Source organism: Pedobacter hiemivivus, from assembly GCF_005144565.1.
In the GTDB taxonomy this organism is placed as follows: Bacteria; Bacteroidota; Bacteroidia; order Sphingobacteriales; family Sphingobacteriaceae; genus Pedobacter; species Pedobacter hiemivivus.
Genome location: NZ_SWDX01000006.1, coordinates 62,251 through 86,997, shown reverse-complemented (window position 1 = coordinate 86,997; position 24,747 = coordinate 62,251). Strand labels below are relative to the sequence as shown.

Sequence of the window (24,747 nt, the reverse complement as noted above, 5' to 3'; positions counted from 1 at the left end):
ATCTGTTGATTTTAGTGTAGAGATACTATATTTGCCGCTCGAAACTAAAATATGATGTCTTTAAAACGCGTTGCTTTTCCTGTAATATTGTTCTCAACGCTCTCAACGTTCTCGGCGCTCTCCATATGCTCCTCATTGTCTGCTCATGCACAACAACCTCTTAAATTAAAAGGGGATAGCGTTAATAAGCTGAATGAAGTCGTGGTAAAAGAAAACAGGCTTCAGTTGCCTTTTTCTAAGCAAAATAGAAACATTTGGATCATTGATCAGGAGGAGATTAAAACACTACCTGCACGATCAATCTCTGAACTTTTGAGTTATGTATCTGGTGTCGATGTTCGTCAACGTGGGCCGGGTGGTTTGCAAGCCGATATCAGCATAGATGGTGGTACATTTGATCAGTCGCTGGTATTGATCAATGGGATTAAGGTTTCTGATCCGCAAACAGGCCATAACATGATGAACTTGCCGATCAATATGGATGATATAGATCATATTGAAGTTTTGCGTGGATCGGCATCCAGGGTTTATGGCATTAACGCTTTAACTGGTGCGATCAATATTGTCACACGTAATCCTATAAAAACAGGTGTTTCGACAAATGTCTTTGCCGGTAGCAGTTTTAAGGACAATGCATCTGGTGATAAATATTATAACTATGGCGTACATGCCAGTGGCAATTTAGCACTAAAGGGATCAAGCCATTTATTGTCTGCAGGACAGGAAGCTGGCAATGGCTACCGTTACAATACTGCTTTCAACAATCAGAAGGTTTATTACCAGGGTAAATATGCTGTAGGGAAAACAGATGTAATAGATGTGCTTGCGGGCTATGTTCACAATAACTTTGGTGCCAATGGTTTTTACTCTTCGCCGGGTGATAAGGAATCTGAAGAAACAATTAAAACTGCGTTGGCCTCCATTGCTTATACCACTAAATTAACCGAAAACTGGACAATCGTTCCAAGGATCAGCTACAGAAATAATGTAGACGACTATTTATACATCAAACAAACACCTGAGAAGTTTCATAATCTACATAAAACCAATGTGTTTGATGCGGAATTGAACAATACCATCCAAACTAAAATAGGAACTTTCGGCTTGGGCTTAGAAGCCAGGACAGAACGCATTAACAGTACCAATCTTGGGAAAAGGAACCGTAATAATGCCGGTATGTTTGCCGAGTATAAATTTGAGCCAGTATCACGTTTATTGATCAATGCAGGTGTGTATACCAATTACAACTCTGATTATGGCTGGCAGGCTTTTCCGGGATTGGATGCAGGCTATAATTTTTATGACAATTGGCGGGTATTTGCAAACGTAGGTACCGGGCAACGCTTACCAACTTATACCGATTTATATTATAAAGGGCCAACAAATATTGGTAACGACCAGTTAAGACCGGAGAAATCGCAATATGCTGAAGGAGGATTGAAGTTTAACAATGAGCGATTGGCATTAAATGCAAGTTATTTTGTGCGTAGGATAGATAATTTTATTGATTGGATAAAGACCTTGCAGACCGATCCTTGGCAGCCACAAAATTTTAGCCGCGTAAATACTAAAGGCTTTACCATGAGCGCAGATTATAGTTTAGTACCTGCAGCAGAAGGCGTATTTAGTAAGGTGCGGATAGGGGCATCCTACACTAATTTAACCCCAAGCTTTAAAAAGACTTTGGCTACAGCTGTGTTCTCGCGCTATGCCTTGGAGAGCTTAAGAAATCAGTTGAGCAGTACGGTAAGTGCTGATTTTTACAAACTGTTTTCTTTAAGCCTAACCACTCGTTACAGCGAGCGCATCAATTACAAGGATTATATGGTAATGGATGCCAGAGTAGCTTTTAAACAGAAAAACTACAGCATTTATGCCGATGGTGCCAACTTGTTTAATGTACAGTATATTGAAGCGGGAGCAGTACCGATGCCAGGTTCGTGGTTTACATTAGGCGTAAAGACAAGCTTTTAACCTAATTCTTCTATTTGATCTGAATCATAAGTAAATATACCAGTTACTGGTTTTAAGGATTGCTTTAGCATAGCTGAAGCAACCTTTTCTATTTTTATGCTTCGGTATTTTTTTAACCCACCAATAAGCAAAGGATTTAAAAACCGCATCAGCCCAATCATGATGCCTTCTCCGGTACGGTGTTCCTTACGGTCGCCGACCAATAGCGATGGTCTGTAGATGTGTATGGCTTTGAAAGGAATGGTCTTAAGGTCGCGCTCCACTTCGCCTTTTAGTTTGGAGTAAAAGATAGAAGAGTCTGGATTGGCACCTAGTGCCGATACCAAATGGTACTGACTGGCGCCATTTTGCTGCGCAATAAATGCAATGTCCAATGGGTATTGGTAATCTATTTTACGGTATTGTTCTTTGTCGGGCGTTTTACTTTTGGTTGTGCCCAATGCACAAAATACCACATCGCCCTTGATATGTTCCTGATGGTTTTCGAGTCGATCAAAATCAACCACTACCTGCCGAAACTTAGGGTGCTGTAGGTGTATTTCGTTCCTAACTATAGCGGTAATCATTGTATAATCGGGGTGATCTAGTAGTTGGTGCAATAAACTGCTTCCAATTAAACCCGTAGCTCCTGCAATTATTGCTTCCATTTTATCCAAATATAGGAGATTAACAATTGGGTAGGGCGATAAGTTTTGCTTCGATAAAGCTTTAATGTGCCATTTGCAAGTATAATTATGGCGACAGAACTCCCTTTGTAAGGTATAAATAGTTATGTTTGTATATCAAATACATCAATTTTTAAGAAAATTATTGCCTATAAATGAGTACGAAAACTGCAGTTTCTCCATCAGAATTCGAATTGGTATCTGGTTTAGAGATCCATGTACAATTAAATACACAATCGAAAATATTCTCGTCTGATAGTGCTTCTTTCGGTGCAAAACCTAATGAACATATATCTCCAGTTTCTTTAGCCCTACCGGGTGCATTACCTAAATTAAATAAAGAGGTAGTTGCAAAAGCAGTGCGGATGGGCCTAGCCTTAAATTGCACCATCAATCAAGTCAATTATTTCGATCGCAAAAATTACTTCTATGCCGATCTGCCTAAGGGGTATCAGATTACGCAAGACAATAAGCCCATCTGTCAGAATGGTTTCATCAATGTAACTTTAAGCAATGGTGAAGAAAAACGGATAGGGATCAATAGGATTCACCTGGAAGAAGATGCTGGTAAAAGTTTGCACGATCAGGATGATAAATATTCATACGTTGACTTGAACAGGGCCGGTATACCATTAATTGAAATCGTAACAGAACCTGATATCAGGAGTGCAGAAGAAGCCTCGCTTTTATTAACAGAAATCAGGAAACTGGTTCGCCACCTGAATGTGAGTGATGGAAATATGGAAGAGGGGAGCTTACGTTGCGATGCCAACATCTCGATTCGCGAACAAGGAACCATTGAATTTGGAACACGCTGCGAGGTGAAAAATCTAAACTCGATCAGAAATGTACGCAGGGCAATGGATTTTGAATATGGAAGGCAGAAAGAAGTGATTCTGGCTGGCGGAAAGATTATACAAAGCACGCTTACTTTTGATGCTGATCATGGTACTACAGCACCAATGAGAAGTAAAGAAGAAGCAAATGATTACCGTTATTTCCCAGATCCAGATCTTGCTCCAGTACATATATCAGACGAATGGTTGGCGCAGTTGAAGTTTGATATGCCTGCTTTGCCACAGGAAATCGCCAAAAAGTTGGTAACGGATTATGGCGTAAGTGATTCTGAAGCTACAATGTTGGCAGAAGATCATGATTTGTTAAGCTATTTTAATGAGGCACTGCCTTTTGTAAATAACAAAAAGAGCTTGGTGAACTGGCTTACAGGTTCCGTTAGGGCCTTGTTAAACGAGCAAGAAATAGGAATCGCAGATTTTAAAGTGATACCAGAGCAGCTTGCCGATGTGATCAATATGGTGGAAGATAAGAAAATCACCCAGCAGATCGCCTTGCAACAATTGTTACCAGCGCTGTTTAAAGCACCGGCGGACAATGTGATGGAACTGGCCGCGAAGCTGAATCTGCTGATTGTAGAGAATAGCGACGAATTGTCGACCTTTGTAGATGACGTTATGTTGAAATATCAACCTCAGGTTGAAGCCTATAGAAAAGGAAAAAAAGGAGTGTTAGGGCTTTTTGTTGGCGAAGTGATGAAACTTGCCAAGGGAAAGGCTGACCCTCAGAAAATAAATGAATTGTTACAAGAAAAGTTAAAATAATGAAGATGATGGTAAAGAGAATAAGCTATATATTATTGATGTGCGTTGTATTTGCAGCATGTAAAGATAAAGGCAGTTTTGTAATAGAAGGACAATTTAAAAATGCAACTCCAGGTAGCAAAGTTTATTTGTTTGGCTTGCAGAAAGATCATCAAACGCCATTAGACTCTACCGTGTTTTCTGATAAAGGAGAGTTTAAATTTACGCACAGTTCATCTGCAGTTGATTTTTTTAGAATCTCTTCTGGTCACAGTGAATACATGATCATTGCCAAAAATGGTGATCAGATTAAGATTAATGCGGATTTGGCGGATAAAACCCTTGCTTATAGCATTTCTGGTGCTATGGAAGCAGATAAACTGGAAGAACTGAACAAAGTGAAAAATCAGTATATGGGCAAAATCTCTGATATTCAGAAGAAATTTGATGAGGCTGTAGCCGCTCAACCTGATCAAAGGGATGCGATTATGGAACAATTGAAACCAGCATATACGCAGGAAATTGATGGATTGAATAAAGCGGTGTTAAAGTTTGCACAAGGCAATACAACTTCTTTGGCTAGCTTTTATGCGATAAACCTTTTAAATCCGGCCGAGTATGAGCAGGAAATGTCGGATTATGCTGATAAAATCAAAAGTAATTTTAATGACAATGCCGCGGTAACTGAGTTTTTGGTAAAAATGGCTAAGCTTAAATCTGTACAAGTTGGACAACCAGCTCCTGAGTTTACTGTTGATGGTATCGATGGAAAGTCAATCAAATTGTCTGATTTTAAAGGTAAATATGTGATGCTTGATTTCTGGGCTTCATGGTGCAGACCATGTAGAGAAGAGAATCCTAATGTAGTTAAGGCTTACAACACTTATAAGGATAAGAACTTTACCATATTAGGTATATCCTTAGATAAAGATCCTGCAGCATGGAAGAGTGCTGTTATGGCCGATAAATTGACCTGGGCACAGGGCAGCGATTTGAAAGATTTTGATAGTCCTATGGCAAAGCTTTATGCGATCGAAGCTATACCAAGTTCTTTTATTGTAGATCCAAGCGGAAAAATCATCGCTAAAAACCTTCGTGGTGAACAATTGGAGGCTTTTTTGAGCAAGACTTTACGCTAAGCCTAAATCCATGTTAATATAGATGAGCTTATTAACAATTTGTTAACTTAGGTTTAACGCTACATTGTAATTGATTACTTAATTTCGTAACAAATAATTAAAGCTATGAGCACCGTAAAACAGAAGATACTTATTGTTGATGATGAACCAGATATTTTAGAGCTGATAGAGTATAATCTTAAAAAAGAAGGTTATCAGGTTTATTTAGCGTCAAATGGGCAGGAGGGAATTACGATTGCAAAGAAGGTACACCCTGATTTAATTATTCTCGATATCATGATGCCGAAGATGGACGGAATTGAGGCTTGCAGACTAATGCGTGCAATTCCTGAGTTTAAAAACACATTTATGGTGTTTCTTACTGCACGCAGTGAAGAGTACTCTGAAATCGCTGGTTTTAACGTGGGTGCAGATGATTATATTGCTAAGCCTATTAAGCCCCGTGCATTGGTAAGCCGTATTAACGCTATATTAAGAAGAAATTCAAGTGCCGATGAGGTATCTGACAATAAAGTTGAAATCGGAGATTTGGTGATTGACAGAGAAGCTTACCTGGTTTATCAGAGTGGTAAGAAAGTGGTATTGGCCAAAAAAGAATTCGAATTGCTTTATCTGTTAGCTTCAAAACCTGGAAAAGTATACACCAGAGAATCTATCTTAAAGAATATTTGGGAAGACTCTGTAGTGGTAACCAACCGTACTATTGATGTGCATATTCGTAAGCTCCGCGAGAAATTAGGCGAAACTTATGTGGCAACAGTTAAAGGAGTGGGCTATAAATTCGAACTTTCTTAGTACTTTTGCAGCTAAGAAATTCTTATCATATTGAAATATCCTTCCTTTAAAGATCTTATCCTATTTGAAAACGATGATTATATCGTAGTAAATAAACCGCCGTTTGTAGCTTCATTAGACGAGCGCGGCGGTTCAGGAGAAGTAAATATTCTTCGCCTGGCAAGGCAGTATTCAGCTGATGCTCAGGTATGTCACCGTTTAGATAAAGAAACATCTGGTGCCATTATTATCGCTAAAACGCCCGAAGCATATCGCAATGTGGCCATACAGTTCGAAAAGCGTAAAATCAATAAAACTTACCACGCCATTGTTGATGGTCAGTTTACCTTCAAAGACCTTTTTATTGACCTTCCGATCTTAAATGATGGCAATAAAAGCGTTACGATCGATCGAAAAGAAGGCAAACGCGCAGAAACTATCTTTAATACGATAAAACATTACAGACACTATACTTTGGTAGAATGTAAGCCCATTACCGGGCGCATGCACCAAATCAGGATTCACCTGGCCACGCAGCGTGCTGCAATTGCGGGTGATGATATGTATAGAGGTAAGCCGGTATTCCTTTCGAGCATGAAAAAAGGTTACCGCATTGCTAAAGACGACGAAGAGCAGCCTATTATGAAACGTTTTGCCCTACATGCCAGACACCTTGTATTTAAAGGGCTGGACGGACAGGACATCGTAATAGAAGCACCATACCCTAAAGATTTCGCCACACTCATTAAATTATTAGATAAGTTTGATGCCTAAAATTTAGCTGGAAATGTACGTTAGGTTAGTGAATTATGTAGACGCAATTAATCAGTACAGGAAAACAAAGATCTCTAACCGGAATTTTCTTGTCATTGCAGCACTAATTGTAGGTATCCTTGCTGGCCTTGCCGCATCTTTACTGAAAGCCATAACGCACCATATCGAAGATTTTTTGCAGACAGGCTTTCAGTGGCAGTACAAGTATTACCTATTTTTCTTCTTCCCTTTTATCGGAATCCTGCTGTCGGTCATGTACGTCCGACGCTTTATCAGGAAAGGGAAGTTTGAAACGGGTTTAACTCCAATACTGTATACGATTTCTAAAAAATCAAGTAAGATCGAACCTCATAATACCTACTCGCAAGTCATCACGGCTGCTTTAACAGTAGGTTTTGGAGGCTCTACAGGATTGGAGGCACCTATTGTAACCAGTGGGGGAGCTATTGGCTCTGTTGTTGGCCGTTTCCTGGGCTTATCTTACAGAGAAACCACTATGTTGTTGGCCTGTGGTGCAGCGGCAGGTATTGCAGGCGCATTTAATAGTCCGATTGCTGGAATGGTGTTCGCCATAGAAATTCTACTTCCAGAATTTACCATTCCCGCGTTTATACCCTTATTACTGGCCTCGGCTACCGCCGCAGTAGTCGCACGTTTGTTTTACAACGAACAGCTATTTTTCCTGGTTACAGAAGGCTGGAAAATGAATGCCTTGATTTATTATGTCTTACTGGCGGTATTGATCGGTATTTTCTCTATCTATTTTACAAAGATCAATGCTTTTATTAAGGGTTCTTTTTATAAGATCACCAATCCTTATAAAAAAGTAGTGGTAGGCGGCTTAATGTTGGGCTTGTTGGTGTTTTTATTCCCAACCTTATATGGAGAAGGCTACATCACTATCAAAAGCCTTTTAGGCGGTAATTACACGGCTTTACTTACAAATAGTATATTTTCTGAGTATAGTAGTCTACCATGGGTGATCATCCTGTTTACTGTCGTTACCGTCTTTGCTAAATCAGCAGCTACGTTGATTACTTTAAGCGCCGGTGGTAATGGGGGGATCTTTGCACCCAGTTTGATTATGGGTGGTTTAATGGGCTTTGTGCTTGCATTTTCTATTAATACGCTGGGTATCGCTCATTTGAATGTGGCCAATTTTATTGTTGCAGGTATGGCAGCATCGCTAAGCGCAATAATGCATGCGCCACTTACAGGAATCTTCTTAATTGCGGAGATCACGGGTGGATATGTTTTGATGGTTCCTTTGATGATTACATCGGCTATTTCTTATCTAATCAACAGGAATAAAAATCAATATTCTATCTATACCAAACCTTTAGCCGAAAAGGGAGAGCTCTCCTCATTGGAAGATAAGGATACCACAGTGTTGAATATGATGAAGTTAAGACATCTGGTCGAAACTGATTATTTGGTGTTGAATGAGCAAGATTTAATCTCAGCACGTTTGAACGAAATTTTGCAATCTAAAAGGAACCTGTTTCCAGTTATAGATGATGAAAAAGCCTTTAAAGGGCTGGTTTATGTAGAGGATATTTTAAGAAAGGGGACAAACCATGCAGAGGAATGGTCAGTTAACAACTTGATGCAGGCGGCCCCGGATGTAGTGGTTATTTCTGACCATTTGAAAATTGTCTTGCAGAAGATGGAAAAGGAGAATGCCTGGTTATTGCCGGTGTTGGATGAGGCAGGTCGCTATATGGGCTTTGTGTCTAAGACTGCAGTTTTCAATAAGTACAGGGCTTTGCTAAGCAGGCAAGCCGACTATATGGGGTAATGTATAAAAAAAAACTCCTGATTAAAATCAGGAGTTTTTTTTTATTCTGTTGCTCTTTTCAAGCCAAATTTCTCAATCTTACTATATAGATGACTGCGTTGAATTTCGATGTCATCTGCAGTTTTGGATACGTTCCAATTGTTTTTCTCTAGCTTAAATTTGATAAACTCTCTTTCCGCATGATCTTTATAATCCTGGAAGTTGTTGAATTTCTCATAGTCAATCGACTGACTGTTTTGCGATCCAGCATGACCATTGTTTGAACCCATAGCACCAATGTTTGTTCCTCCACCTGGATTGGCAAAAGAGATCACATCGTTTTCGGTGATGGCTTTATCACTTAAAATAATCAAACGCTCAATCATATTGTGTAACTCACGGACGTTTCCAGTCCAGGGTAAAGCTTGCAATGCGGCCATAGCAGCATCGTTGATCTTCTTAGCAGGCATCCCATAATCGCGACAAATTTCTTCAAGGAAGTTCAAGGCAATTTCAGGAATATCTTCAGTCCGTTCCGTTAAATGAGGAACATGTATATTAATTACATTTAAGCGATGGTATAAATCCATACGGAAATTACCAGCTTCAATTTCTTTCAAAAGATCTTTATTGGTCGCAGCAAGTACGCGAACGTTTACTTCCTGTTCTTTTTCGCCACCAACACGGGTAATTTTATGCTCTTGTAAAGCACGCAATACTTTAGCTTGTGCAGAAAGGCTCATATCACCAATTTCATCTAGAAATAGGGTACCACCATTAGCCAATTCAAATTTACCAATGCGTTGTTTTACAGCTGAGGTAAAAGAGCCTTTTTCGTGACCAAAAAGTTCGCTTTCAATTAATTCAGAAGGGATAGCAGCACAGTTTACCTCAATAAGCGGATTTTCAGCACGTTGAGATTTTTCGTGTAGCCAACGTGCAACCAACTCTTTACCACTACCATTTGCGCCGGTTATTAAAACCCTTGCTTCGGTAGGTGCAACGCGTTCAATCGTCTCTTTAATTTTGTTAATGCTATCAGAGCTACCAAGAATATCTCTTGTTTTGCTAGCTTTTCTTTTTAAGACCTTAGTTTCAGTAACTAAAGTACCTCTGTCAAGCGCATTTCTAACCGTAATTAATAATCTGTTTAGATCAGGTGGTTTAGAAATAAAGTCGAAAGCACCTTTTTTACTAGCTTCAATGGCCGTTTCAACTGTGCCATGGCCAGATATCATGATAAAAGGAAGGTCAGGACTAAAAGCTAATGCTTGTTCAAGCACTTCCATGCCGTCCATTCTATTCATTTTGATGTCACAAAGAACAAGATCGTATTTCTTTTTCTTAATGAGCTCTAATCCTTCAACACCATTGTCTATATCGTCAACTTCGTAGTTTTCGTATTCTAAAATTTCCCGAAGGGTGTTTCGTATTGCCCGCTCATCATCAATTATCAATAATTTTGCCATAGATATGCTAATCATTTTCGTGTTAGGGTACTAATATAATTTATATTATCAATAACCTCTTTATAAAATAAAAAAATGCAAGCCTATAAGCCGGGTTCTGTTCCCAATAAATTAGGATTCTACCATTAATCTACTATAAATGTTACCATTTATCTCTAACGACCTACCCACTAACATCGGACGAGCAGCCCTACATACGTTAGCCTATTTGGTCTTTCAACTCCCGGGGTTTACCACTCTTCCGGTCGCCCGGAAAAATCGTGAGCTCTTACCTCACGTTTTCAACCTTACCTGTGCTTAAAAGCCATCGGCGGTATATTTTCTGCGGCACTTTCCATAACTCAGGCATTCAGTCCTGAGCCTCTTCCCGTTAGGAAGCGAGATGCTCTGTGTTGCCCGGACTTTCCTCTTTCCCTTTTGATCGGGCCAGCGATAGAACAGCTTGCATTTTGCACAAAGATACAAAAACTTAATTTATATCTGCTTTTTTATAAAATTCTGTATTAAACTATAATATATTTTATTTCTTTATAAAATATATTATAGTTGTTATTGGATAATATTTATATCTTTACGGTGAATTAAAAATGCCAGATATGAACGAGAAGAAAACAGTTAAGCAGAAAAAAACAAAGCCCTATCAGACAGGAAACCCTATTGTACATCATTTCAATGAGATAGATCTTTCAGGAACTTATTCTTATGCCAATTATCTAAATTGGAAATTCGAGGAACGACTAGAATTAATTAGAGGTAAGATCTTTGAGATGAGTGCTCCGCTAACCTTTCATCAGGAAGTATCAAGGGAAGTTGCTGCAGAACTATATATTCATTTAAAAGGGAAAAAGTGCTCTGTTTTCTCTGCTCCTTTTGATGTTCGGTTTCCTAAAGGATCAAAAGACGATAAAAATATTTACACTGTAGTTCAGCCAGATATTTGTGTGATCTGTGACCTTCAAAAGCTGGATAGAAAAGGTTGTATCGGTCCCCCGAATATCGTGGTCGAGATTTTGTCACCGAGTAACAATCAAAAAGATTTGCAGATCAAGTATGAATTGTATCAGGAATTTGGGGTTAAAGAGTATTGGATTGTTGATCCCAACACCAAAACATTTTTAAAACATGTACTCAATGATTCGGGTAACTATGTCACCGCTCCACCATTTATCGTTGGCGACAAATTTACTTCTGATATATTACCCGGTTTTAGTTTAAACCTGGATGAAATATTTCAAACTGAAGTTCCGGTTCTTCCCGAAAGTGTTCCTGTTACAGTTGAGTAAGAAAAAACTGTTTGATTTCAATACATTTGCCTTTTTAATATTAACCTTAAACAATAGAACCAAAATCATGAGTAATTCAACCAATTCTCCAATAAGTCACAATGTATATTTCGAAGGGAAAGTTCAAAGCCTTGGATTGGAAACCGCTAAAGGCAAAGCTACTGTGGGTGTAATGAAAAAGGGGACTTATACTTTTGCGGCCTCATCACCTGAAAAAATGGTCATTATATCAGGTATTATGGAGGTAAAGCTAACCGCAGATGGAGCAATTAAAAAATATGCAGAACAAGAAGCGTTTGATGTGGCTGCAGGAACTTCGTTTGAAGCGACATGTAATGATGATGTAGCTTATTTATGTTATTACGGGTAATAGCATAAACACAGCGCTTTATCACCATATAATGAATTTACAAGGAGATAATAAGTGTCTCGATAAGAACATGGATTTAACTACAATGTAACAAGGAAGTACTGGGGATTTAACAAGGATTTGCCCCTGTTATGTCCCTGTTAAGTCCCTGTTTGATCCCTGTTATCTCCTTGTTTAATATTTCTTTAAACAGAGGGCTTCCCGAGCCTGTTAATAGCTCATTCAAGGTTTTGTTAACTTTTGGTTAATAATAAGGTCAGATGTTCAATTCTTTTCATCTTATGCTATGAAAAGATAGGTAATCCTCTTGTTTTAATCAATTTTTTTAAAGACAGAAGGGGAAACGTTAAATCTCTTCTTAAATGCGACAGAAAAATGATTGGAATGTCTGTAACCTAGCATACTTGCAATCTCCTTTAAACTATAGCCCTTATTTCCGGTTATCAAGTCCTTAGCACTTTGCATTTTCAATTCCTGCGTAAAGGAATTTATGGTTTTATTAAACACCTGTTTAAATCCAGCTTGTAATTTGGTACGGTTCATACCAACATGATCGGCCAACTCTTCAATAGAAAAATTCCTGGAAAGATCCTTGCTAATCAGTTCGATGATTTTATCAAATGTTTGTAGCTCTTTTTCTGTCCAAGCTAGATCAGTAGGGGGGAAAGCTGTGTTTAAAGTAATGGTTACTTTAAGCGTTTGGTTCTTTGCAATTATGACTGTTTTCTCATAATATATATTTTCTTTCGCCTGTATTTTTTCAGATAAGATCAATTTTCCAAACTTGTCTTTGATGTAAATATCTACCATATAAGGGCCTTTAAATTCTCTGCTTAATTCGTATGCATTACTGCAACTATCGTACAAAGTAACATATATTTTTGCGTCAATTAAGAATTAATCTAAATAAAGTTAATATATATAATATGCGAATTGCTACTCATTACAAGTACATATGGTTGATTTTCTTTCTTTTTATCGGATTTTTCGCCCAGGCACAGGAGAAATATACGATAGAAGGAATAGTAACATCTACTACTGGAGAGCTACTTATTGGAGCAGGTATTAAGGTTTTAGGAACCAATAAATCTACCCTAACAGATGCTGAAGGGAAATTTAAAATCCAAGAGATTGGAGCAGGCGACCATAAGATCAGCGTTCGGTATTTAGGTTATGTTGAATCTGTACAAAAACTAGTATTAGTAGGTACGCCAGCCATTAGACAACTCAAATTCAACTTAAAGTCTATTCATAATGACCTTGCAGAAGTTGTAGTGATGGGGCGTACTGCAGTTAAAGAAGTGAATAGGCAAGCCTTTAACGTAACTGCTGTGGATGCAACCAAGTTATATAATACAACAATGGACATTTCCAGCGCGCTGGATCGGGTTGCCGGTGTGCGGGTGAGGGAAACAGGTGGTGTTGGTTCTAGTTTTAATATATCCTTAAATGGTTTTTCTGGTAAGCATATCCGCTACTTTATTGACGGAATTCCAATGGACAACTTTGGTTCTTCTTTTCAAATCAACAACATCCCTATCAATGTCGCCGAGCGTGTAGAAGTATACAAGGGAGTAGTACCGATGTGGTTAGGTTCTGATGCTTTAGGTGGTGCCGTAAATATTGTGACTGGCAACAAGCACAGGAATTATGTGGATGCATCTTACTCATATGGATCGTTCAATACCCACAGGGGGGTGATTAATACTGCTGCTACCTCAAAATCAGGTTTTACTGTTCAGGTAAGTGCTTTTCAGAATTACTCAGATAATAATTACAAGGTGCAATTGCCTTCAAGACTTACAAATGTACAAGGGCCTGAAATTTCATTACCCAGGTTTCATGACGTATACCATAACGAGACTTTGATTGCAAATGTTGGTGTAATCGATAAATCTTTCGCAGATAATTTATTATTCGGGATCACGATGGGACAGAATTATAAAGAAATGCAAACCGGTGCACGTCCTGATGAAGTTTTTGGTGCATTCCACAGGCGTGGAAACATTGTGATGCCATCACTTAAATACAAAAAAACAAATCTGATAAAAGGGATGGATGTTACCATAAATGCTAACTACAACCTTGGATTTGAAAGGAATATAGATACTGCTCGTGCCAGTTACAATTGGTATGGCGTACGTACGCCAAAAGCCGCTTATGGTGAACGTGCGCATACCGACGCTAAATACTATAATCATAATGGTTTGGCAACTGCAATGGTTAGTTACAAGATCAGCGAAAGGCATTCGGTAGCCATCAACAATGTTTTTTCCACCTTTAACCGTGAAACGAAAGATTTATTGATCCCTGCTAACGATAAGCTTGATCCAGCTAAAAAGATGGATAAAAATGTACTCGGCTTTGGCTATAGTTATGATATTGATAATAAATGGAGTGCGAACTTTTTTGGGAAGTACATTTATCAGAACAATATCATCGAAAGCAAAAATCTTAACAACGTTACTGAAAAAATAGGTTATGGATTTGCTATCGCTTATTTTTTCAATCCAAACCTGCAAGTCAGAACTTCCTATGAAATGGCTAACCGGATGCCGGAAGCAACGGAAATATTTGGTGATTTAGAAAATCAAGATCCAAACCCGACATTGAAACCGGAAAAGAGCGATAATTTTAACATAGGAATGGTCTATGGATTTAGCCTCAATAAGGAGCATCGCTTTTCTGTAACGGCCAACGGGATTTACAGGTATTCTAGCGACTTCATTTATAACACAATTAATCTCCTGAGTAAAGCTCAAGGTAAAACCATCTCTAACAACAAAGAGGGAGTAAGTACAATTGGGGTAGATGGGGAAGTAAGATATTCTTATAAAAACTGGTTATCTATTGGTGGGACCATGACTTATCAATATCTGCAAAATTTGCAGAAATATGAAGATGGATATACTTCGGAAAGCGACGTCTATTTAGACCAGATGCCTAACATTCCATATTTGTTTGGGAATCTGGATGCAAGTGTGTCCTTAAGGGACATCGGAAAAAAAGGTAATCACCTGACGGTAGGGTACAACCTACTTTATGTCAATCAATTTTGGTTGTACTGGCCAAGCCTCGGCAGTAGTAATATGGCTGATAAAAACGGAATCCCCACACAGCTCGCACATGATGTTAACCTGGTATACAGTATGAAGAACGGTCGTTACAATATCTCATTAGAGGCGAAAAACCTTACGGATAAACCCCTGTACGATAACTTCAGTCTGCAAAAACCTGGTCGTGGCTTCTACTTAAACCTTAGATATTTCTTTAATAAAAATCAACAATAATAAATAACTCAATTAATAATGACTGATATGAAAACAATGATTGCCAAGGCACTATCCGTTCTGATGTTCGCCGCTGTTTTATCTTCCTGCAAAAAAAATAATAGAGAGGTTATTCCTGAAAACCCTGGAAATTATATACTTGCAGTTACCCCGGTTGCCCAAACAGGGAAAGCAGATTACCTGGTTACTGCAAGTAGCCTTGAAGAAGGTAAAGTATCCATTATCGGTAATGGTGTGGAGCAAGACGGTACTTACCGCTACTATGTTACCTCTGGTACAAAATTCTTTAGCATGCTTTACGGTCGTGGTAACCCTGGTGCGGTTACGGTTTATGATGTTAAAGAGGGAAAGATCAGTAAATTAAGTGATTTTACTGCGGCAACTGTTCATGCTTTCGCTCCTGTGAATAAGGATATTTTAATGGTAAAAGTACCAAGAGCTTATGCGGCTACTGGACCTACTTTAGCGAACTGGTATATTGTGAGCACAGAAACTAATGTACAAACTTCAGAGGGTACATTGGATGCTGTTGCTGCTTCTCAAAACGGAGAGATTGCTCACTTTAGTTGGATTAAGCAGGTAGGAACCAAAATTTTTGCTCCTTTTTTCAGCATTAAAAACAATAGTTTCGAAACAGACTATCCTGATTTCGCTGGTATCGCAGTTTATTCTTATCCTGCTATGCAGTATGAAAAAACAATTAAGGATACCCGTACAAGCTTTATCGGAAGGTACTTTACTGATGGTTTAGCTGTAGTTGAAAATGGGGATACTTATGCCTTTTCTTCTTCTGTAGCACAAAAAGGTGGTGTGCTGACTTCCACTAAACCATCGTCTATTACCCGTATTAAAGCTGGTACAACTGAATTTGACCAGACTTATTTAATGAACTTCGAAACGGCTTCTAATGGATATGTAATTACGAACTGGTTATATGTTGGTCAAAATAAATTCATTGCTAACCTGGAGGTAAAGGCTACAACTGGCGCTTATGTTGATGGTAAGCGCCTGGCTATTGTAGATGTGGTGAACAAGACCGTATCAATGGTAACTGGTTTTCCTGACGCTGCTAGCATCGTAAATGTGACTGTAAATAACTACAGCCCTAAAGATGGAAAAACTGGTTATATGGGTGTAAACCTGAAAGATGGCACTACCTGGGTTTACAAAGTGGATGCTTCTACTCACACGGCTACAAGAGGACTTAAAGTTGAAGGTGGATTGATTACTGCTATTCAGCACGTAAAATAATTCCTTCATCAAAAAATACAATTTATAACACCAAACGAATAAAACAATGATACCGGCAACTAAAAATACCCCAGCAAAAAAGAAGAGCAAAGATTCACTCTTCACCAGAATCAACAAATGGCTCCATCTTTGGTTGGGATTAGCTTCTGGAATCATTGTTTTAATTGTTTGTTTAACAGGTTGTATCTGGGTGTTTAATGAAGAAATTAATGATTTATTAGCGCCAGAAACAAAGATTGAAAAACAGGATAAACCTGTCATTAGCCCGGCACAGTTGTCGGCCATAGTTGCTCGTGATTACCCCGATAAACTGCCAGCTTATGCGAATTATCAGCAAGGTCGTACCATAAATCTGAATTTAAAGAATAAGGTTGAAAAGAAGGAAAAGGGAGCGCGTGGTGGCGGAAGAAGAGGTGGGGGGATTACCCTTAAAATTAATCCTTATACGGGTGAGATCGTGAGCAAGGAAGTTCGTAAAAAAGGTGAAACTGACTTCTTTAGGTTTATTTTGAATGGCCATCGTTTTTTATGGATGCCATATGAGATTGGTCGCCCCATTGTAAACTATGGAACAATGGTGTTTGTGGTATTATTAATTACTGGACTGATCTGGTGGTACCCAAAGAAATGGAACAAATCTACCAGCGATAAGAGCTTTAAAATCAAATGGGGGGCTTCTTTTAAGCGTGTAAATCTCGATTTGCATAACGTTTTGGGCTTTTACTCGCTATTGTTTTTATTGGCAATAGCGCTTACCGGAATGGTATATGGCATAAAATGGTATAGTGAAGGGTTGTACTGGGTAACTTCTGGAGGGGAAAAGCTAACCGAATTTAAGCGTATGGAGTCTGATTCCTTGCAAGCCAACAAGTTTTATACGCCAGAGCAGGTTATGGATTTAGCCTGGAATAAAGTAATTACAAAACATCCGAAATCTCAGGGTTTCTATTACAATTTTCCTGATACATCAGCTGCAAAAGCTACGATTAACATTACTGTGTATCCAAATACCGGACAATTTTATAATAGTCAGGGCTATACATTTGATCAGCATACTGGAACAGAACTTAAACGTGAAGATGTATACAGTACAGATTATGCAACCGCAGGATTCTCTACCAAATTGCGCAAAATGAATTTTGATATCCATGTAGGCAGCATTCTAGGATTTCCAGGAAAGGTTTTGGCTTTTCTGGCCTCTTTAATTGGTGCAAGCTTACCGATAACTGGTTTTTTAGTTTGGTACGGCAGGAAGTTTAAAAAGAAGAAGCCTGCGAAGAAAATTGAAAGCAATCCTATCGAAAAAGTAAAGCCACAGGAAGTTCCGCAGAAGACGGTAGAAAGGGTTGAATTGGTAGAGTAAGACTTATATTCTGCCGGGAACTTTTACTATTCTTCGCAAAAAATACCGGTTTAATCTGATTTTAGTGCCAGTTGATCTCAATTAACATTTGTTAACATCATATTTTCTAAAATTCGCTTCATCAACATGACGTTGAGTTTTATAAATGTTAACATTTAAACTAATTGCGATGAAAATTTCTACAAAAACCGGCATTAAAAAATTATGTAAGCTTATTATTGGGGCTATTTTCCTTTTTGGACTGACATTAGCATCTTGTTCAAAAGAAACTGAGTCTGTTGCCTATTCTTACCTTAGCATTGCAAATGCATCTCCTACATTAGGTACTTATAATATTTACCTTGATGGTACGAAATACAATACTTCCGGAGCAGTAGCTTTTGGCGGAGTAATAGCTTATAGCAGCCTTACCGCAGGCGATCATACTTTAAGTTTTACCACAGAAAGCAGCAGCAATGTATTAACGAGCAAAACAGTAAGTCTGGAAGATAATGAAGCTTATTCTGCATTTTTAATTGATAAAGGAGATAAACTGGAGGTTCTGCTGGTCAAAGATGAAATGACAGTGGCCTCGACAGAAAAGGCCTTTATCAGATTTATCAACTTGTCTCCCGATGCACCCGCGCTGGATTTATCAGTTAGTGACGGGGAAACGTTGATTAGCGATAAGGCATATAAATCGGCAAGTGCTTTTCAGGCAATTGACCCGAAAGTTTATTCATTTGAGCTTAAAGCTAACGGAATTGTTAAGGCGCTACTAGCAGACCAAACCCTTACAGCAGGGAAATATTATACCATAATTTCCAGAGGTCTTATAACGGTTGGCGAGATCGATCAGCCATTTGGAGCCCAGCTAATCACTAATCTATAATCAGATTAGGATGAGAAAAGAAATATGGCTTATAGTGATTACTATCCTAATTACCTATACAGCGAAGGCCCAGCGGCCATTAAAGACCGAAGCTACAATAAATGGATTTTATACCACCTCAATGGATAAGATACTGGATACCATTATGGCGGGTTCTGACATTAAAATTGTCTTTGACAGAAGTATCCTGAGTAAGTATGATGTGGTAGATCGTTTTAATAATGAAAATGTTAAAGATGTAATCTTCCAGTTGTGTAAAACGAATAAGCTATACTATTGGGTTGATGCAGATATGACCGTATACATTATCCGGGTTCCGGAAGACGTAGCGCGTTTAAAGAAAATGCGTCAAAGTATGGCGGCTCCCAATACGAAGTCATTTCAGATTCAAAAATCTGAAGAGCAGATGGTACAAACAACAACAGAGAAACGAAAAAATGAACCCTTTAACATCACAGGGCGTATTATTGATCGTGCTAGTGGAGAATCTCTTCCTTCCGCAATCGTTCGTGTCCAACACTCAGGTATTAGTAGTAGTACCAATGCCGATGGTTATTTTACACTTATAGCTGTTCCCTCTGATACCTGTAAGCTTGATGTAAATTATGTGGGCTATCAGCGTGAAACCTATTACCTTAATAAGGATAATATTAAAAAAGAGTTGATTATTGGTCTTTACCCGGCATTAAAAACACTTAATGAGGTGGTGATTACAGATAAGCGTACTGAGGGCTTAATGAGTACTGATAAGCGAAGGGTTAGTGTGTTACAAATTTCACCTTCAAAACTGGAGGAATTACCGAATATCGGAGAGAAGGACATTCTACGGTCTTTTCAATTGATGCCCGGCATCAGTGCCAGTAACGAATCTTCTTCAGGAGCATATGTGCGTGGTGGTACGCCTGATCAGAACCTGGTTCTTTTTGATGGTTTTACGGTGTACCAGGTCGACCATCTTTATGGTTTTTTTAGTGCTTTTAACAGCAATGCAGTTAAAGATGTCACCATGTATAAGGGCGGTTTTTCTGCGAAATATGGTGGAAGGTTATCCAGCGTAACTGATATTGTAGGCAAGGAAGGCAATAGTAAAGAAACTAATATTGCGGGTGATTTAAGTCTACTGAGTGCAAATGTTTTTGTTGAAAAACCTTTGAATGACAAATCAACATTGTTATTGGCCTATCGGCGTTCTTACCAGGGACCTTTGTATGATAAGATCTTTAATAAATTTAACACGAGTACAGCTACGGCAGGCGGGAGTGGTGCTGCAGGGGGAGCGGGGCTTGGTAGGCCTCCAGGTGGTGGTGGTGGTGGTTTTGGCGGAAATGCAGCTTCTGTAAGCACCCCATCATCTTATTTCTATGATCTGAATGCAAAATATACTTATGCGCCTGATCAGAAAAACAGATTTTCCTGGAGTATTTATCAGGGAAATGACAACCTGGATAACAGTAGAAGTTTGACGCTTCCATCTGCAATAAACAGTGGTAGGGATATAACCATGTCAGATAAAACCACGTATGGTAACCTTGGATCCAGTTTTAAATGGTCCAGTAAATGGAGCTCCAAATTGTACTCAAATACATTGCTCAGTTACTCAACTTACCATAGTGACAGAGACAATAGTTCCAAAGTGACTGTTCAGGATGAGGATGGTAATGATGAGGAAATTAGTACAGGTACTTTTGAAAAGAATAAACTAAAGGATTTTAGTTTAAAGTCAGATTGGGAATACCAGATGGGGGCAAAGGTTAAAGTTTTGTTTGGGGGCTTTGCATCGCGGCAACATGTTACCTACGAAAGCAGCCAAAGTGATACCAGTAAGCTGATTGACCAAAACACTTCAGCAATAACCTCTGGGGCCTACGGAGAACTCGAAAGTGATCTGACCGATAAAATTCAGGTAAAAGGAGGATTGAGAAGTACGCTATATGATCAGACAGGTAAACTATATTTTGAACCTCGTTTTTCGGCCACTTATACTTTAACGGATAAATTAACTTTAAAAGCATCAACAGGCAAGTTTTATCAATTTACCAATAGGGTACTCAGAGAAGATATTCTTTCCGGAAGCCGTGATTTCTGGGTACTGTCAAATGGTACCTCTATACCTGTAAGTTCGGCGAACCATTATATAGCGGGTCTGAGTTATGAAACAGGTCAGTTTTTAGTTGATATTGAAGGTTATTATAAACAACTGGACAACTTATCTGAATATTCACAAAGACTGACTGGTAGCCGTAGACCGGGCCAGAATGTTACGCTTGAAGAGCATTTTTACAACGGTAGCGGTTATGCCAAAGGCCTCGAATTTATGCTTCAGAAAACAAGGGGAAAGTATACGGGATGGATCAGTTATACCTTAGCCAACGCAACCAATAATTTTGATGCTTACGGTGGTGAATTTCCTGCAAGCCAGGATACACGCCATGAGTTTAAGTCTGTAAATCTATATCATTACGGTAAATGGACTTTCTCTGCAACCTGGATCTTCGCGACAGGAAAACCTTATACAGCACCATTAAGTAGCTATACGGTTGATGATTATAGTGGTAATAGTCGTACTTTTTTAACCATCAGTGGAAAGAATGCTTTGCGTATGCCGGATTATCATAGGCTGGACGCTTCAATTACCTATGACCTGATTAAGGTAGATAGTCGTAAGACCGGCAGTATTGGATTCTCCTTATTCAATATTTACAACCGATCTAATGTATGGTACCAACAATATAATGTTGTAAATAATCAGGTGGTTACCTCCAATGTAAATTATTTAGGTCTTACTCCAAACATTACACTTAGCTTAAAATGGAAATAATAAAATATATTAAATGTAGCACTGTCGTTCTTATAATGGCATTTAGCGGTCTGCTAGCCTGTAAAAAGGAAGATGCAGCAATTGCAGATTATGCTCGTCCTGTAGTGCAGGCTTACCTTAGTCCCGGAGTTCCTTTACTGGTGAAAGTATATTATCAGAAATACCTGGATGATACGATTTCTTATGGCTTCCCCATTAAAGATTTACAACTCAAAGTATCTGACGGTACGAATACGGTTGCGCTTACTGAAAGCGCAGATGGGGTATATGAATATGCTGATGCAGGGTTTGTAAAAGATAAAGGAACCTATTCTTTAAGTTTTAGCTATCTGGACAAGACAATCAGTGCGCAGACGACCATGCCAGACAAACCGATAGGCTTTACGGTGTCGGCCAGTAGCCAGAAAGTACCCGTATTTTCCTTTGGTACAGAACCGGAGGCATTTGTGCCGGTTACCTTTAAATGGAATAACAACGACGGAGGTTATTATATGATGATGATGAAAAACACAGATACCTATCCAACGCGTATTAATACCCGTGATAGCAGGCCATATGCTGATTCGGAAGCGATTCTGGGTCAGGTATCTACCTATCAAACTCAGCAGATGATGTTTAATTTTTCGGGAAACTATAAGGTGCTGCTCTTTCGGATCAATAAGGAATATAGTGATGCATTGAATAGTGGTGGTGGGACTTCTCTAAACCTAACTAATCCATATACAAATGTTCAGAACGGTCTAGGTATTTTTACTGCTATGCAGGCGGATACGCTGGATTTGTTGGTCTATCAATAAATTATTATTTTACATTTGAGCAGTTTAATGGAAAAATCAAGATACAAACGTTTACTGAATGCTTTAGTTCCATTATTGTTGTGGTTGGTTGTACTGAGTCTGCCATTTTTCTCTAGGGTAGTGAATTTACCTCCTGAGATGCGAAATGGTTTTCTAAAAAGCCAGCTTGTAACAAACAGCCTTTTAGTGGTTGTATTTTATGTTCATACTTACCTCATCTACCCGGTAAGAGAAAAGAAATATGGAACATTGATTTATCTAGGATTATTACTGGGGTGTTTAGGTCTGTTTATTGTGGCTAATAACCTTTTAATGCCAGAAATGCCCAGGTTTGCCAGACCTAATTTTCCACCGTCAGGAATGATGCCACATGGAAGAATGGGACATGGGTTTATGCCTGGACCACCAATTGCTTTATTACCTTTTGCTTTTGTGATTATGGTTAGTTTTTGCTATAGGCTATATACGGATAAACAGGATCGTGACAGGCTGATCGAAGAGCGGGAACGGATTCACTTGAAAACAGAGTTGGAGTTTTTATCTTCACAGATCAGTCCTCATTTTATGTTTAATTTGTTGAATACATTGGTTTCGATGGCCAGGAAGAAGTCAGAATTGTTGGAACCTTCGCTGATCAGGCTATCTCAATTGATGCGCTACATGTTATATGATAATAATGCACCTCAGATCAGTTTGGCTAATGAGGTGGAGTATCTTAAGAATTACATTAATCTACAACTGCTCCGTTTTGGTGATGATGTGAAAATTAATCTCTATCTATCCGGTGCTTTTGAACGTTATACAATTGCTCCAATGCTGCTGATCCCGTTTGTAGAAAATGCATTCAAGCATGGTATAGGTACACTTGAAGATCCAATTATTGATGTTTTGCTTTCTATTCCGGAAGATAAAGATGAGTTACATTTGATGGTTGTAAATGGTATTGCTCCGCAAGGTATCTCTGCTCAGGAAAGTTCATCAGGTATAGGTTTAGCTAATGTTCGCCGAAGATTGGAACTGCTTTATCCCAATCACCATTCATTTACCATTGTACAAACGGAAGATACTTTTACCGTTAAACTTCAAATAGATTTATAGCATGAATTGTATATTGATAGATGACGAGCGTCCTGCCTTGGATTTGTTGGAAGATAACATTAAACAAATTCCTTATTTGAATATTGTTGCTTCTTGCCGTAAGCCTATGGCGGCGCTGGAGATATTAAAAACACAAAAAGTTGATTTGATGTTTTTAGATATACAGATGCCTGGTATAAATGGCCTGGATTTGTTACGTTCTATAAGTAATCCGCCGATGGTTATACTGGTAACTGCCTATGGTGAACATGCCCTGGATGGTTTTAACTTGGATGTGGTAGATTATCTGGTAAAACCTGTTCCTTTTTCCAGACTTTTAAAGGCTGTACAGAAAGCCCATGATTTATTTCAGCTGAGACAACCTACAGGCAGATTATCTGTTCAGGAAAATGATCACTTTTTCGTAAATGCCAACTACTCATTGGTTAAGATCAGAATACAGGACATCATGTTTATTGAAGGCATGAAAGATTATGTCCGCATAAATGTTGAAGGAGGTAAGCCTGTAATTACCAGGATGGGCCTGAGAAATATAGAAGAACGCTTAGGAACAGAACGTTTTATGCGGGTGCATAAATCATACATTATTGCACTTGATAAGATAGAATCCGTACAAAAGTTGCAGCTGGTGGTAGCGGGAATAGAAATTCCGATAGGGGAAGCCTATCGGAATTCTTTGCAAACTTATATAGCCGACAAAAACTTGTAGGCTAGTTTTTAGATATTTTACTTAGCGTAAGGGAAATTTTTGACAGGCTTTTTAGCAACGCGCTCTATCGTGTCCATAGTCGAAAACACATCGAAGTCGCGGTCATTTGTGTAAAATCTCCACAGCAAATTTCCAGTTGTGCTGTCATTTAAGAGCACTGTTAAAGTCGCGGAGCCTGTAACGTTTGCAGGTGCTGCCAAAGCTGATGGTCTTTCTGTAGGACCAGGGTTTGTGCGATCTGGCCTTGCATTAAAATGTTCCAGCTCGTAATTTTCCGAAACTACAGCGTCAACACCCAGCGCTTTTGCAATTTCATCTTTGCTGAAGCTTTTAAGACTATCTATCATTCCAGCTCTTTTTAGTAGCAAATTAGTTTTCTCCAGGTCTTGAAAACCGATAGCGCTTTTCATTTCACGCTCTAGCAAAAAGGTATAGAGTGCGGATTGTACTTTGTAGGCCAGTTCGATTTCTTTATCCTTGTTGGCCTCATAGTCGAAATATCTGGGTTGGGCCTTGTAGGTAATTTTTACATCAGCGGGTAAAATTGCTATCAGTTTGTGCTGACTACTCAGCTGTTTGAAATTAGGGTTAGTGTAAGGTTTCTGCGCATAGCAGAAAGTGCCAAAAGCCGTAGCGATGGCTAATAGAAGTAGTTTTTTCATGATGTAAATGTTTCATTAGTGTGTAAACCAATGATAGAGAAAAAAAATGATTTACTGTGTAATAA

At 38.8% G+C, this 24,747-nt stretch carries 20 protein-coding genes and 1 other RNA gene; 16 read left to right on the top strand and 5 right to left on the bottom strand.

From position 1 onward, the window contains the following. The first annotated feature begins 51 nt into the window (after nt 1–51). Complete coding sequence (locus FBD94_RS16295) at nt 52–1,974, top strand: TonB-dependent receptor plug domain-containing protein (protein ID WP_136880975.1); 1,923 nt, start codon at nt 52–54, stop codon at nt 1,972–1,974. Here the strand turns inward: FBD94_RS16295 and FBD94_RS16290 are convergent. Continuing rightward, nucleotides 1,971–2,621 (bottom strand): oxidoreductase, encoded by a 651-nt coding sequence (locus tag FBD94_RS16290; RefSeq protein ID WP_136880974.1) that lies wholly within the window; start codon nt 2,619–2,621, stop codon nt 1,971–1,973. The genes FBD94_RS16295 and FBD94_RS16290 overlap by 4 nt on opposite strands. 173 nt (nt 2,622–2,794) lie before the next feature. Between FBD94_RS16290 and gatB the strand changes: the two genes are divergently transcribed. The 5 genes from gatB to FBD94_RS16265 all read left to right on the top strand — a co-directional run bounded on the left by gatB (nt 2,795) and on the right by FBD94_RS16265 (nt 8,722). Next, entirely contained in the window at nt 2,795–4,258 is a 1,464-nt protein-coding gene (gene gatB / locus FBD94_RS16285; protein WP_136880973.1) for an Asp-tRNA(Asn)/Glu-tRNA(Gln) amidotransferase subunit GatB, read from the top strand. Nucleotides 4,259–4,263: 5 nt separating this feature from the next. Continuing rightward, nucleotides 4,264–5,376: a TlpA disulfide reductase family protein gene (locus tag FBD94_RS16280; protein ID WP_235884511.1), complete on the top strand. Its 1,113-nt coding sequence runs from the start codon at nt 4,264–4,266 to the stop codon at nt 5,374–5,376. Between the two features lie 105 nt (nt 5,377–5,481). Then, on the top strand, nt 5,482–6,171 hold the full coding sequence (locus FBD94_RS16275) for a response regulator transcription factor (protein ID WP_131608532.1): 690 nt from the start codon (nt 5,482–5,484) through the stop codon (nt 6,169–6,171). Nucleotides 6,172–6,201: 30 nt separating this feature from the next. Then, nucleotides 6,202–6,924: an RluA family pseudouridine synthase gene (locus FBD94_RS16270; RefSeq protein ID WP_131608531.1), complete on the top strand. Its 723-nt coding sequence runs from the start codon at nt 6,202–6,204 to the stop codon at nt 6,922–6,924. A gap of 13 nt (nt 6,925–6,937) precedes the next feature. After that, nucleotides 6,938–8,722, top strand: a complete 1,785-nt coding sequence (locus FBD94_RS16265; protein ID WP_131608530.1) for a chloride channel protein — start codon at nt 6,938–6,940, stop codon at nt 8,720–8,722. A gap of 41 nt (nt 8,723–8,763) precedes the next feature. Here FBD94_RS16265 and FBD94_RS16260 read toward each other — a convergent pair whose 3' ends face one another. Together FBD94_RS16260 and rnpB are read right to left on the bottom strand one after the other, a co-directional pair. Beyond that, nucleotides 8,764–10,170, bottom strand: coding sequence for a sigma-54-dependent transcriptional regulator (locus FBD94_RS16260; protein ID WP_131608529.1), 1,407 nt, complete (start codon nt 10,168–10,170; stop codon nt 8,764–8,766). A 70-nt stretch (nt 10,171–10,240) separates the two neighbouring features. Beyond that, an RNA gene (gene rnpB / locus FBD94_RS16255) (RNase P RNA component class A) lies at nt 10,241–10,619 on the bottom strand. A 147-nt stretch (nt 10,620–10,766) separates the two neighbouring features. Between rnpB and FBD94_RS16250 the strand changes: the two genes are divergently transcribed. Both FBD94_RS16250 and ppnP read left to right on the top strand, forming a co-directional pair. Then, entirely contained in the window at nt 10,767–11,453 is a 687-nt protein-coding gene (locus FBD94_RS16250; protein ID WP_136880972.1) for a Uma2 family endonuclease, read from the top strand. A 67-nt stretch (nt 11,454–11,520) separates the two neighbouring features. Further along, entirely contained in the window at nt 11,521–11,823 is a 303-nt protein-coding gene (ppnP, locus tag FBD94_RS16245) for a pyrimidine/purine nucleoside phosphorylase (protein WP_131608527.1), read from the top strand. 312 nt (nt 11,824–12,135) lie between these two features. Here ppnP and FBD94_RS16240 read toward each other — a convergent pair whose 3' ends face one another. Then, nucleotides 12,136–12,633, bottom strand: a complete 498-nt coding sequence (locus FBD94_RS16240) for a helix-turn-helix domain-containing protein (protein ID WP_136880971.1) — start codon at nt 12,631–12,633, stop codon at nt 12,136–12,138. 116 nt (nt 12,634–12,749) lie between these two features. Between FBD94_RS16240 and FBD94_RS16235 the strand changes: the two genes are divergently transcribed. The 8 genes from FBD94_RS16235 (at nt 12,750) to FBD94_RS16200 (ending at nt 24,020) form a co-directional block, all read left to right on the top strand. Beyond that, nucleotides 12,750–15,113 carry a TonB-dependent receptor gene (locus tag FBD94_RS16235; RefSeq protein ID WP_136880970.1) on the top strand — a complete coding sequence of 788 codons (2,364 nt, stop codon included), beginning with the start codon at nt 12,750–12,752 and terminating at the stop codon, nt 15,111–15,113. A 27-nt stretch (nt 15,114–15,140) separates the two neighbouring features. Then, nucleotides 15,141–16,364 carry a DUF4374 domain-containing protein gene (locus FBD94_RS16230; protein ID WP_136880969.1) on the top strand — a complete coding sequence of 408 codons (1,224 nt, stop codon included), beginning with the start codon at nt 15,141–15,143 and terminating at the stop codon, nt 16,362–16,364. A 46-nt stretch (nt 16,365–16,410) separates the two neighbouring features. Next, a complete protein-coding gene (locus FBD94_RS16225; protein WP_136880968.1) occupies nt 16,411–17,727 on the top strand; it encodes a PepSY-associated TM helix domain-containing protein in 1,317 nt (438 codons plus the stop codon). 169 nt (nt 17,728–17,896) lie between these two features. Then, nucleotides 17,897–18,598 carry a DUF4397 domain-containing protein gene (locus FBD94_RS16220; RefSeq protein WP_169472329.1) on the top strand — a complete coding sequence of 234 codons (702 nt, stop codon included), beginning with the start codon at nt 17,897–17,899 and terminating at the stop codon, nt 18,596–18,598. A 10-nt stretch (nt 18,599–18,608) separates the two neighbouring features. After that, complete coding sequence (locus FBD94_RS16215) at nt 18,609–21,416, top strand: TonB-dependent receptor (RefSeq protein WP_136880966.1); 2,808 nt, start codon at nt 18,609–18,611, stop codon at nt 21,414–21,416. After that, nucleotides 21,407–22,213: a DUF4249 family protein gene (locus FBD94_RS16210; protein WP_136880965.1), complete on the top strand. Its 807-nt coding sequence runs from the start codon at nt 21,407–21,409 to the stop codon at nt 22,211–22,213. Before FBD94_RS16215 ends, FBD94_RS16210 begins: the two co-directional genes overlap by 10 nt. Nucleotides 22,214–22,240: 27 nt before the next feature. Further along, nucleotides 22,241–23,311 carry a sensor histidine kinase gene (locus tag FBD94_RS16205; RefSeq protein ID WP_136880964.1) on the top strand — a complete coding sequence of 357 codons (1,071 nt, stop codon included), beginning with the start codon at nt 22,241–22,243 and terminating at the stop codon, nt 23,309–23,311. A gap of 1 nt (nt 23,312) precedes the next feature. Beyond that, entirely contained in the window at nt 23,313–24,020 is a 708-nt protein-coding gene (locus FBD94_RS16200) for a LytR/AlgR family response regulator transcription factor (RefSeq protein WP_131608518.1), read from the top strand. A 17-nt stretch (nt 24,021–24,037) separates the two neighbouring features. On the opposite strand, the gene FBD94_RS16195 is transcribed toward FBD94_RS16200, so the two are convergent. Next, nucleotides 24,038–24,682, bottom strand: a complete 645-nt coding sequence (locus FBD94_RS16195; protein ID WP_136880963.1) for a hypothetical protein — start codon at nt 24,680–24,682, stop codon at nt 24,038–24,040. Nucleotides 24,683–24,747: the final 65 nt, after the last annotated feature.

What these genes read in the sequence shown, in the direction of transcription:
- FBD94_RS16295 (WP_136880975.1), top strand. Translation starts at nt 52, where the DNA reads ATGATGTCTTTAAAACGCGTTGCTTTTCCTGTAATATTGTTCTCAACG.
- FBD94_RS16290 (WP_136880974.1), bottom strand. Translation starts at nt 2,621, where the DNA reads ATGGAAGCAATAATTGCAGGAGCTACGGGTTTAATTGGAAGCAGTTTA.
- gatB (WP_136880973.1), top strand. Translation starts at nt 2,795, where the DNA reads ATGAGTACGAAAACTGCAGTTTCTCCATCAGAATTCGAATTGGTATCT.
- FBD94_RS16280 (WP_235884511.1), top strand. Translation starts at nt 4,264, where the DNA reads ATGATGGTAAAGAGAATAAGCTATATATTATTGATGTGCGTTGTATTT.
- FBD94_RS16275 (WP_131608532.1), top strand. Translation starts at nt 5,482, where the DNA reads ATGAGCACCGTAAAACAGAAGATACTTATTGTTGATGATGAACCAGAT.
- FBD94_RS16265 (WP_131608530.1), top strand. Translation starts at nt 6,938, where the DNA reads ATGTACGTTAGGTTAGTGAATTATGTAGACGCAATTAATCAGTACAGG.
- FBD94_RS16260 (WP_131608529.1), bottom strand. Translation starts at nt 10,170, where the DNA reads ATGGCAAAATTATTGATAATTGATGATGAGCGGGCAATACGAAACACC.
- FBD94_RS16250 (WP_136880972.1), top strand. Translation starts at nt 10,767, where the DNA reads ATGAACGAGAAGAAAACAGTTAAGCAGAAAAAAACAAAGCCCTATCAG.
- ppnP (WP_131608527.1), top strand. Translation starts at nt 11,521, where the DNA reads ATGAGTAATTCAACCAATTCTCCAATAAGTCACAATGTATATTTCGAA.
- FBD94_RS16240 (WP_136880971.1), bottom strand. Translation starts at nt 12,633, where the DNA reads ATGGTAGATATTTACATCAAAGACAAGTTTGGAAAATTGATCTTATCT.
- FBD94_RS16235 (WP_136880970.1), top strand. Translation starts at nt 12,750, where the DNA reads ATGCGAATTGCTACTCATTACAAGTACATATGGTTGATTTTCTTTCTT.
- FBD94_RS16230 (WP_136880969.1), top strand. Translation starts at nt 15,141, where the DNA reads ATGAAAACAATGATTGCCAAGGCACTATCCGTTCTGATGTTCGCCGCT.
- FBD94_RS16225 (WP_136880968.1), top strand. Translation starts at nt 16,411, where the DNA reads ATGATACCGGCAACTAAAAATACCCCAGCAAAAAAGAAGAGCAAAGAT.
- FBD94_RS16220 (WP_169472329.1), top strand. Translation starts at nt 17,897, where the DNA reads ATGAAAATTTCTACAAAAACCGGCATTAAAAAATTATGTAAGCTTATT.
- FBD94_RS16215 (WP_136880966.1), top strand. Translation starts at nt 18,609, where the DNA reads ATGAGAAAAGAAATATGGCTTATAGTGATTACTATCCTAATTACCTAT.
- FBD94_RS16210 (WP_136880965.1), top strand. Translation starts at nt 21,407, where the DNA reads ATGGAAATAATAAAATATATTAAATGTAGCACTGTCGTTCTTATAATG.
- FBD94_RS16205 (WP_136880964.1), top strand. Translation starts at nt 22,241, where the DNA reads ATGGAAAAATCAAGATACAAACGTTTACTGAATGCTTTAGTTCCATTA.
- FBD94_RS16200 (WP_131608518.1), top strand. Translation starts at nt 23,313, where the DNA reads ATGAATTGTATATTGATAGATGACGAGCGTCCTGCCTTGGATTTGTTG.
- FBD94_RS16195 (WP_136880963.1), bottom strand. Translation starts at nt 24,682, where the DNA reads ATGAAAAAACTACTTCTATTAGCCATCGCTACGGCTTTTGGCACTTTC.